Annotated in this window: 1 protein-coding gene; it reads right to left on the minus strand. The window is 57.8% G+C overall.

Going from position 1 to position 211, the window contains the following annotated elements; translation table 11 throughout:
- Nucleotides 1-184, minus strand: a 184-nt coding sequence (locus ACTHTJ_RS11080; protein ID WP_440362702.1) for a hypothetical protein, incomplete at its 3' end; no start/stop codon positions are given.
- Between the last annotated feature and the right edge of the window lie 27 nt (nt 185-211).

The raw sequence follows: 211 nt of genomic DNA on the forward strand, positions 1-211 counted from the left end.
GGGCTTCGGTGGTGATGTTGTCGTCGCCGGCAACGGTCACGGTGGAGCCGAGTTTTTCGATATTGGTGCTGCCGCTGTCGCCGCTGAAGGTCAGGCCTTTGCTGTCAACGGCGGTTTTGGCATCTACGCCTTTTTGGATGTCGTCTTTGGTGTCTTGCGCCAAGTCGATGCTGTAGTCGGTCACGTTGTCGGCCTTTTCAGCGGCGGTAAC

Source organism: Neisseria sp. P0018.S001, assembly GCF_051957355.1.
Taxonomy (GTDB): Bacteria; Pseudomonadota; Gammaproteobacteria; order Burkholderiales; family Neisseriaceae; genus Neisseria; species Neisseria subflava_A.